Raw genomic sequence first — 7,906 nt, forward strand, 5'->3', positions numbered from 1 at the left:
CCCAGTGGGGCGGCCCGCCTCCGGGAGTCCCGCACGGCCCGCCTCCGGGCCGGTGCGTTCCGCCACCCGTGCCGCCGCGGCCGAAGACCAAGCGGTGGCCGTGGGTCGTCGTCGGTGTCGTCACCCTGCTCGTGGTGATCAGCGTGGCCAACGGCGGTGAGCGGTCGGGGCAGGAACCGGGCGCCGCGGCGTCGTCCGCCGCCGCCGAACTCGCGAAGGCCCCGGCCACCTCGGCCAAGCCCAAGCCCACGACCACGACGGTCCGGACGACGACCACCACGACCAAGCCCCCACCACCGCCACCGACTGTCTACACCGGACAGGGCGACGACGTGGTCGCGCTGGACCGGCCCAGCGGCATCAAGATCGTGAAGTTCGAGTGCCCCGCCTGTTCGAGCAACACCACGCTCAAGTCGGACGGCTTCGAATCCCTGCTGGTCAACGAGATCGGCGCCTACAGCGGTCTGCGGTGGATGGACATCAGGGACGGCAGCCGCACCACCACCCTGACCGTCGGCGCGCAGGGCGCGTGGACGTTGACCGTCGGCGGGCTCGACCTGGCGCCCCTGGTCGAGGGCGTGGCGTCGGGCAGCGGCGACTCGGTGGTCTTCCTCGCCGCGGGCGCGACCAAGGCGAAGGTCGGCAACGTGGGCGACGGCAACTTCGCCGTCCACGTCGCGTCCCTCAAGACGAGCAGGATCGACCTCGCGGTCAACACCATCGGTGGCTACGAGGGCACCGTGCCGCTGGCGGGTCCGGCGATCGTCCAGGTCACGTCGAGCGGGGACTGGTCGATCACCCCGTCATGAGCCCGTTGGCCCGCGCGATCCCGCCGATGTCCGCCGGTGTGCCCGACATGATCGTCCGCACGTGCTCGGTCACCAGGTCGACCGGCCAGTCCCACCACGCCGCCCTCAGCAGCAGGTCGACCTCCTCGGCCGAGTACCGGGCCTTCACCGGCTTCGCCGGGTTGCCGCCCACGATCGTGTAAGGCGGCACGTCGGCCACCACGACCGCGCCGCTGGCGATGATCGCGCCGTGCCCGATGGTCACGCCGGGCATGATCATCGAGCGGTAGCCGAACCACACGTCGTGGCCGACGGTCGTGTCGCCCTTCGACGGGTTGGCCAGCATGAGGTCCACGGTGGACTCCGCCCAGTCGCCGCCGAAGATCGTGAACGGGAACGTGGAGACGCCGGTGGTCAGGTGGTTGGCGCCCGCCATGATGAACGTGGTGCCCGCGGCGATGGCGCAGTACTTGCCGATGACGAGCTTCTCCTCGCCGTAGGAGTAGAGGACGTTGCGGTGTTCGAACCGCGTCGCGTCGTCCGGGTCGTCGTAGTAGCTGTAGTCGCCGACCTCGATGGTCGGGGAGGTGATCAGCGGCTTGAGCAGCACGACCCTCGGGTGGTCCGGCAGCGGGTAGAGCTGGTCCGGGCTCGGGGCGATGGGCACGGAGGGTCCTCTCTCAGGCGGGCAGCAGGGCGCGGAGGCCGCGGACGAGGCTGCGGCGGAACGTGGCGAAGTCGTGGCCGCCGGGCGCCTCGTGGTAGTCGACGGGGTAACCCTTGGCGCGCAGCACGGTGCGCAGGTGGCGGTTGGCGGCGCGCTGGTCGACGCCGGGGGACAGGGGGCTGGAGCCGGTCTCCAGCGTGCCCACGTCGACCCAGAAGCGCAGGGGCAGCAGGGGCGCGTCGGCGTACTGGCGGGTCAGCCACTCGGGCTCGGAGTCCTTGCCCCAGCCCGTGCCGTCGTAGCCCCACCAGTGCGAGCCGGAGCACGACAGCACGGCCTCGAACACGTCGGGACGGGTCAGCGCGGCGTGGGCGGCGGCCAGTCCGCCGAGGCTGTTGCCCGCGACCACGGCGCGGTCGGCGACGGCGTGCAGCGAGCGCACGAACGGGACGACGCGGTCGGCGAGCAGGGTGGCGAAGGCGGGGTCGCAGGCCAACTCGGCCATGCGGGCGGCCATCCCGCCGGTGTTGTGCACCATCGCCACGACGGCGGGCGCGATCTCGCGGCCGGTCAGGTTGTCGAGCGCGGCGGGCAGGTCGGCGACCAGCGGCCAGCACTCGCCGTCGAGCAGCACCACCAGCGGGTACGTCTCGGACGGCCGGTAGCCGGGAGGGGTGTAGACGGTGACGGCGCGGCCGTCGAGCCGGTGCTCGGTGAGCGCGCCGCGCTCGCCCTCTGGGGTGTCGAACCAGTCGAGCGGCTCGGCGTCGGGCAGGACCAGCACGGAGTCCCAGTGCTCCGGGGCGGCCGTCCGCTCACCCGCGACCACCGCCATCTGCGGGAACAGCCTGCGGGGGTTCACCGGGTCGGCGAACATCCGGGCGCGCGCCGCGAGCATGAGCCGCCCCAGTTCGGCCAGGTCGTCGCGGTCGGCGTCGGGGAACGGGTCGTCGACCAGGAACTGGTAGCAGGTGACCACGTCGGACGGGACCACGGCGGCGAGGTGCCACACGTCCGTGCCCGGCACCCGCCGCATCGGGTGCGACAGCGCGTTCGGGTCGTCGAACACCTGCGCCCGCACCGACACCTGCCGCTCCGGACCGATCCACACGAACGTCACCCGAACCCTGCCGCCGTCGACGCGCTCGACCAGCGGCCCACCGGATCCGACCAGGTCGGCGCGCAGCCGTTCGGTGGCGGCCACCGGGTCCCGCTCGGCGTCGGCGGCGAACTCGGCCAGGCGATCCACCACGACGAACTCCTCCCTAATGCAACAAAAGTTGCGTTATTGTCTCCACGTCCGCCCCGACGACGCAACTGGATTCCGATGAGCACCCGACCCGGAGGCCGTTCGGCCCGCGTCCGCGACGCGGTGCTGGCCGCGACCTACGCCGAACTGGCCGAGCACGGCTACCCGGCGCTCACCGTCGACGCCGTCGCCGCCCGCGCGGGCGTCCACAAGACCACCGTCTACCGGCGCTGGGGCAGCGTCGACGTGCTCCTCGCCGACGCGCTCGACCACACCCGCGACACGCCGTGGCCGCTGCCCGACACCGGCAGCGCCGAGGGCGACCTGATCGCCATCACCACCGAGGTCGCCGAGGCCTTCGCGCACGGCCTGGTGCCGACGGCGGTCGTGGCCGCCGCGTTCCAGTCACCGCGCGCCGCCGACGCCCTCCGGGACTTCTACGCCGCCCGCCAGGCCCGAGCCGCCCTGGTCGTCGTCCGCGCGGTCGAGCGGGGCGAACTCCCCGCGGGCGTCGACCCGGTCGAGGTGGTGCGCACGGCCTGCGCGCCCCTCTGCTACCGCGTGCTCGTCACGCGCGAACCCGTGGACGCCGCCGTCGCCGAACGCGCGGCCCGCGCCGCGCTGGCCGCCGCCCGCGCGGGCGTGATCTAGCATCCCGAACCGTGGACAAGACGCGATTCGGGTGCTGGCTGGTCGTCGCCGTCGCCGTGGTGCAGACGATCTCGACCCTGCTGTCCCCGCTCGCGGCGGAGCTCGTCGCCACCGCCGTGCTGTTCAACGCGGCCGCGGGCTTCTCCACGTTCCTGCTGCTGCGCCGCCCGGACCGCAACCGCTGGCCGCTCGTGCTGTGGACCGCGGGCTTCTTCGGCTGGCACGTCACCGGTCTGGTGACCATGGCCGGCCTCGTGTCCACCGACCTGGACGCCGCGTTCCTCATCGCCTCGCAGCGGGAGCTGTCGATCGCCTACCAGGTCGTCCTCGCCACGCTGGCGGGCTTCGCCGTGCACATCCTGCTGCCCCGGCCTAGCGCGGCCCGGCGGCGCTGAGCAGCAGCACCCCCGCTTCCGGGTCCTCGCCCGGCCGCAGCAGCGAGAACGTCCACGGCGTGCCGTCGACGCTCGTCGTCGTGGTGCGGAACGCCCGCACGGACCGGCACTCCCACCAGCACGCCAGCTCGGGCCGCCGCGCCGCGAACCGGGCGAGCAGGTCACGGGTGCGCGGGTCGTCCGGGTGGCGGTCGGCGTGCATGCGGAACTGGCGGAACACGTCCTGCGCCAGCGGTTCCCACCCCGGCACCCGGTCGCGCACGGCGGGGTCGGTGAGCAGCAGCACGAGGTTGCGCTCCGGCAGCCGCCACAGGTCCAGGTACGCCGGGTTGGCCGTGACCAGGTCGAACCGCCGGTCCACCGCCGCCGCGGGGCCGGGCCAGGCGTCCACGAGCGGCGTCAGGACCGCCGAGAGGTCGACGTCCTGGTCCACCACCGGCCGCAGCCCGGCCAGCGCCAGCACGTGGCCGTGCGAGTCCCGGTCCAGCCGCAGCGCGCGCGACACGGCGTCGAGCACCTGCCGGGAGGTGTCCACCCGGCCCTGCTCCAGCCACGTGTACCAGGCCAGGCCCACACCGGACAGCGCCGCGACCTCCTCCCGCCGCAGGCCGGGGGTGCGGCGGCGGGAACCACCCGCCAGCCCCACGTCCGACGGTGCCAGCCACTCGCGGTGGGCGCGGAGGAACGCGCCCAGCTCCTGTTTGCTCGCCACGACCCGAGCCTATGACCACCGGTAACCCCATGAACCGCTGTCTCGTCCCGTGGACGCGGAGGTCGCAGGCTGGTGCCATGACCGATCAGCTCTGGCGCCGCGACCCCGACTCGTCCACCCGCACCACCCCCCGCCCGTACATCCGCGCGTTCGTGCCGCGCGGTGGGCTCGACGACGCGATCTCCTTCTACGAGCGCCTCCAGGGGGTGCGGGTCGACCTGCGCACCCCGTACCCGGAGAAGGGCCTGGACATCGCCACCGTGGGCGCGTTCCTGCTGGTGGAAGGTACGGAGGAGATCCTCGAACCGTTCCGCGCGACGCACGGGACGCTGCTCGTCGCCGACCTCGACGTGTACGAGGAGCGGCTGGTGGAGCAGGGCGCGGAGGTCCTGGACGCGCGGATCGACGTGCCGACCGGGGCCGGGCTCACGGCCCGGCACCCGGACGGGACGATCGTCGAGTACGTCCACCACCGGCCCCAGCCGCACGAGCGCTAGCGCTCCAGGAACTCGTCGACCAGCTCGAACGCCCGGCCGCGCACGGGTTCGGCCGACAGGAACAGGTCGTGCATCCCGCCGGGGACGGCCAGCGACGTGACCTGTCGGCCGAGCTTCGGAGCCCAGCGCTCGATGTGCTCCACGTCCAGGACGGTGTCCGTGACCATCGCGCGCTCGGAGAACGCCTTCGCGTGCAGGTGGCTGGCGTCCGAGCGCAGCACCAGCGCGGGCACGCCCACGTCGAGGCCCGCGTGGAGCCGGAAGTGGGCCAGGCGCACGGCCCGCAGCCAGCCCGCGTGCACCGGGAAGGCCTCGATCGGCTTCCACGTGAGGTCGAAGTCCCACTCGCCGTGGTGGTCGCGGTGGATGCTCTCGCCGTACACCGGGCCCAGGCCCGGCTTGAGGACGAGCTCGGGGGAGAGGCGCCCGACCCCGCGCACGACGGCGGTGCCGACCGTCCGCATGATCCACGGCTCGGCCAGGTCGAACCACGGGCTGTTCAGCACCAGCGCGTCGACCACCTTCGCGGCGCGGCGGTCGTGCGCCCACAGGCTGGTGATCAGTCCCCCGGTGGAGTGACCCATGACCACCAGTCGGGTGTGGCCGTGCTCCGAGCGGATGATCCGCGCGGCCTCGTCCAGCTCCTGGTGGTAGACCGCCAGGTCGGTGGTGAAGTTCGGCGTCTCGCCCTGCTTCAGCGACCGGCCGTACGCGCGCAGGTCCACGGCGTAGAAGTCGTAGCCGAGGGCCGAGTAGTGCTCGGCCACGTGCCGCTGGAAGAAGTAGTCGGCCCAGCCGTGCACGTACAGCACGGCCCCGCGGGTCGCCTCGGGCGCGCGGTGCCGCACGAGGGTCGCGGTCGCGTCGCCGCCGCCCAGCGGCAGCGCACGGGTCTCGAAGTCGGCACCGAGCACGTCAGCGGTCATCGGGGCAGTCTGCCCGGTGATGACCCCGTTCCGGCAGGCTGAGTTCCCAATCGTGTCTAACCTGGGGTGATGACCGAGGAGATCGAACGTTCGACGGCCAGGGTGCGCTTTCCGGGGATCAGTCCGCGCGCGTACGAACATCCGGCCGACCGCGGCGCGCTGGCGCTGCTGCGCGCCGTGCCCGGCATCGGGCCGGTGCTCCAGGCGGTGGCGGGCGCGTTCACCGAGCGGGGCGAGCGCCTCGTCTACCTGGCGTCCTCCATCAGGGTGGGGCCCAAGCAGTACCCGAAGCTCGACCGGCTCAGGCTGGAGGCGGCGGCGACGCTCGACGTCGACCCGGTGCCCGAGCTGTTCGTGCAGCGCAACCCGGTGCCGAACGCGCTGACGCTGGGCATCGACAAGCCGTTCATCGTGCTGACGACCGGGCTGGTCGAGCTGTTGGACGACGAGGGCCTGCGGTTCGCGATCGGGCACGAGATGGGGCACGTGCTGTCCGGGCACGCGCTCTACCAGACGATCCTCCAGCGGCTGATGCAGCTCCAGTACAGCCTGGGGTGGATGCCCGCCGGGTACTGGGCGATCCGGGCGGTCATCGCGGCGCTGCACGAGTGGTACCGCAAGACCGAGCTGTCGTGCGACCGCGCGGGCCTGCTGTGCGTGCAGGACCCGGCCGCCGCGCTGCGCGTGCACGTGGCGATGGCGGGCGGCATGGACACCTCGCAGATCGACACGGCGGAGTTCCTGAAGCAGGCCAAGGAGTACGAGCAGGTCGAGGACATCCGCGACAGCGTGCTCAAGCTGGTGAAGACGTGGCCGCTGACGCACCCGCTGGCCGTCGTGCGCGCCGCCGAGCTGCAGAAGTGGGCCGCGTCCGAGCAGTACCGGGAGATCCTGACCGGCACCTACCAGCGGCGGGAGGACGACCGGCCCACCAGCACGTTCACCGACGACATCAAGTCCGCGGCGAAGTCGTACAAGGACTCGATGAGCACGTCCGAGGACCCGTTGATGAAGGTGTTCAACGAGTTCGGCGAGGTGCTGGGGAACACGGCGGGCAAGGTCTGGAGCAAGTTCGGGAACTCCCCGAACAACTGACGTTGGGCTGAACGGCCCAGCTTTTGTCGGACGTCTGGCCTAGTGTCCTCGGTTAGTGGTTGATCGCACTGGATCGCACCGAGGAGGCCCCGTGGGGGAGATCAAACGACTTTTCGCCGTGCTCGTGGTCGCGGCGGCGGCGCTGCTGACCGCCGTCGCGCCCGCGTCCGCAGACGTGGAGATCGTCGGCGGCGAGCGGGCTTCGATCGCGGAGCACCCGTGGGCGGTGTACCTGACCGACGCGAACGGGTTCCACTTCTGCGGCGGCACGCTGGTGGCGCCCACGAAGGTGCTGACGGCCGCGCACTGCTCGGTGGGGCGGGCCGCGTCGGGGCTCCGCGTGGTGGCCGGTCGCGAGGACAAGAGGAGCACCGCGGGCGTGGTCGCCGCCGTGTCGCGGGTGTGGGTCCACCCGGAGTACGTGGCCGCCGACCGCGGCGAGGACGTCGCGGTGCTGACGCTGCGGAGGGCGTTGCCGTACTCGGTGCTGCCGCTGGCCGACGGCCCGGAGTCCTACGCGGCCGGGACGTCCGCCGCGGCGTACGGGTGGGGGCGGACCAGCGAGCAGGGGGCCGCGTCGCGGTACCTGCTCGGGGCGACCGTTCCGGTGACGTCGGACGCGGCCTGCGGGGCCGCCTACTCGCAGTACGACGCCGAGCAGATGGTGTGCGCCGGGTTCCCCGAGGGTGGGGTCGACACCTGCCAGGGGGATTCCGGGGGGCCGTTGGTGGCCGGGGGGAAGTTGATCGGGGTGACGTCCTGGGGTGAGGGGTGCGCTCGGGCCGGGAAGCCAGGGGTTTACGCGCGGGTCGCTGCTTTCGGGGGTGTGCTGGCGCCCGAGTTGGTGGAGGGGGCGCTGGTGCCCTAGGAGGCGGTTCACCCCGCTTGCTCGATTGTCTCCACACCGGTTTTCGCTTGTCAAGGCG

General features: G+C 72.6%; 10 protein-coding genes. 6 read left to right on the forward strand and 4 right to left on the reverse strand.

What is annotated here, in order from left to right:
• Nucleotides 1–68 precede the first annotated feature (68 nt).
• Nucleotides 69–809, forward strand: a complete 741-nt coding sequence (locus VFZ92_RS39530; protein ID WP_330882756.1) for a hypothetical protein — start codon at nt 69–71, stop codon at nt 807–809.
• Here the strand turns inward: VFZ92_RS39530 and VFZ92_RS39535 are convergent.
• Nucleotides 796–1,449: a CatB-related O-acetyltransferase gene (locus tag VFZ92_RS39535; RefSeq protein WP_330882778.1), complete on the reverse strand. Its 654-nt coding sequence runs from the start codon at nt 1,447–1,449 to the stop codon at nt 796–798. The genes VFZ92_RS39530 and VFZ92_RS39535 overlap by 14 nt on opposite strands.
• A 19-nt stretch (nt 1,450–1,468) precedes the next feature.
• A complete protein-coding gene (locus tag VFZ92_RS39540) occupies nt 1,469–2,707 on the reverse strand; it encodes an alpha/beta hydrolase-fold protein (RefSeq protein WP_330882758.1) in 1,239 nt (412 codons plus the stop codon).
• Nucleotides 2,708–2,782: 75 nt separating this feature from the next.
• On the opposite strand from VFZ92_RS39540, the gene VFZ92_RS39545 reads away from it, so the two are divergent.
• Nucleotides 2,783–3,355 (forward strand): TetR/AcrR family transcriptional regulator, encoded by a 573-nt coding sequence (locus VFZ92_RS39545; RefSeq protein ID WP_330882760.1) that lies wholly within the window; start codon nt 2,783–2,785, stop codon nt 3,353–3,355.
• A gap of 11 nt (nt 3,356–3,366) precedes the next feature.
• A complete protein-coding gene (locus tag VFZ92_RS39550; protein WP_330882762.1) occupies nt 3,367–3,750 on the forward strand; it encodes a hypothetical protein in 384 nt (127 codons plus the stop codon).
• On the opposite strand, the gene VFZ92_RS39555 is transcribed toward VFZ92_RS39550, so the two are convergent.
• On the reverse strand, nt 3,728–4,462 hold the full coding sequence (locus tag VFZ92_RS39555) for a helix-turn-helix domain-containing protein (RefSeq protein ID WP_330882764.1): 735 nt from the start codon (nt 4,460–4,462) through the stop codon (nt 3,728–3,730). The two genes, VFZ92_RS39550 and VFZ92_RS39555, sit on opposite strands and share 23 nt — an antisense overlap.
• A 77-nt stretch (nt 4,463–4,539) precedes the next feature.
• Between VFZ92_RS39555 and VFZ92_RS39560 the strand changes: the two genes are divergently transcribed.
• Nucleotides 4,540–4,959, forward strand: a complete 420-nt coding sequence (locus VFZ92_RS39560; protein ID WP_330882766.1) for a hypothetical protein — start codon at nt 4,540–4,542, stop codon at nt 4,957–4,959.
• Here the strand turns inward: VFZ92_RS39560 and VFZ92_RS39565 are convergent.
• A complete protein-coding gene (locus tag VFZ92_RS39565; RefSeq protein ID WP_330882768.1) occupies nt 4,956–5,885 on the reverse strand; it encodes an alpha/beta hydrolase in 930 nt (309 codons plus the stop codon). The genes VFZ92_RS39560 and VFZ92_RS39565 overlap by 4 nt on opposite strands.
• 69 nt (nt 5,886–5,954) lie before the next feature.
• Between VFZ92_RS39565 and VFZ92_RS39570 the strand changes: the two genes are divergently transcribed.
• Together VFZ92_RS39570 and VFZ92_RS39575 are read left to right on the forward strand one after the other, a co-directional pair.
• A complete protein-coding gene (locus VFZ92_RS39570) occupies nt 5,955–6,980 on the forward strand; it encodes a M48 family metallopeptidase (RefSeq protein ID WP_330882770.1) in 1,026 nt (341 codons plus the stop codon).
• Between the two features lie 91 nt (nt 6,981–7,071).
• A complete protein-coding gene (locus tag VFZ92_RS39575) occupies nt 7,072–7,848 on the forward strand; it encodes a S1 family peptidase (RefSeq protein WP_414720112.1) in 777 nt (258 codons plus the stop codon).
• Nucleotides 7,849–7,906 lie beyond the last annotated feature (58 nt).

The sequence above is a fragment of the Umezawaea sp. genome, assembly GCF_036375055.1.
Taxonomy (GTDB): Bacteria; Actinomycetota; Actinomycetes; order Mycobacteriales; family Pseudonocardiaceae; genus Umezawaea.

Excerpts from the sequence above, each read along its gene's own strand:
- VFZ92_RS39565 (WP_330882768.1), bottom strand. The coding sequence starts at position 5,885 with ATGACCGCTGACGTGCTCGGTGCCGACTTCGAGACCCGTGCGCTGCCG.
- VFZ92_RS39560 (WP_330882766.1), top strand. The coding sequence starts at position 4,540 with ATGACCGATCAGCTCTGGCGCCGCGACCCCGACTCGTCCACCCGCACC.
- VFZ92_RS39545 (WP_330882760.1), top strand. The coding sequence starts at position 2,783 with ATGAGCACCCGACCCGGAGGCCGTTCGGCCCGCGTCCGCGACGCGGTG.
- VFZ92_RS39570 (WP_330882770.1), top strand. The coding sequence starts at position 5,955 with ATGACCGAGGAGATCGAACGTTCGACGGCCAGGGTGCGCTTTCCGGGG.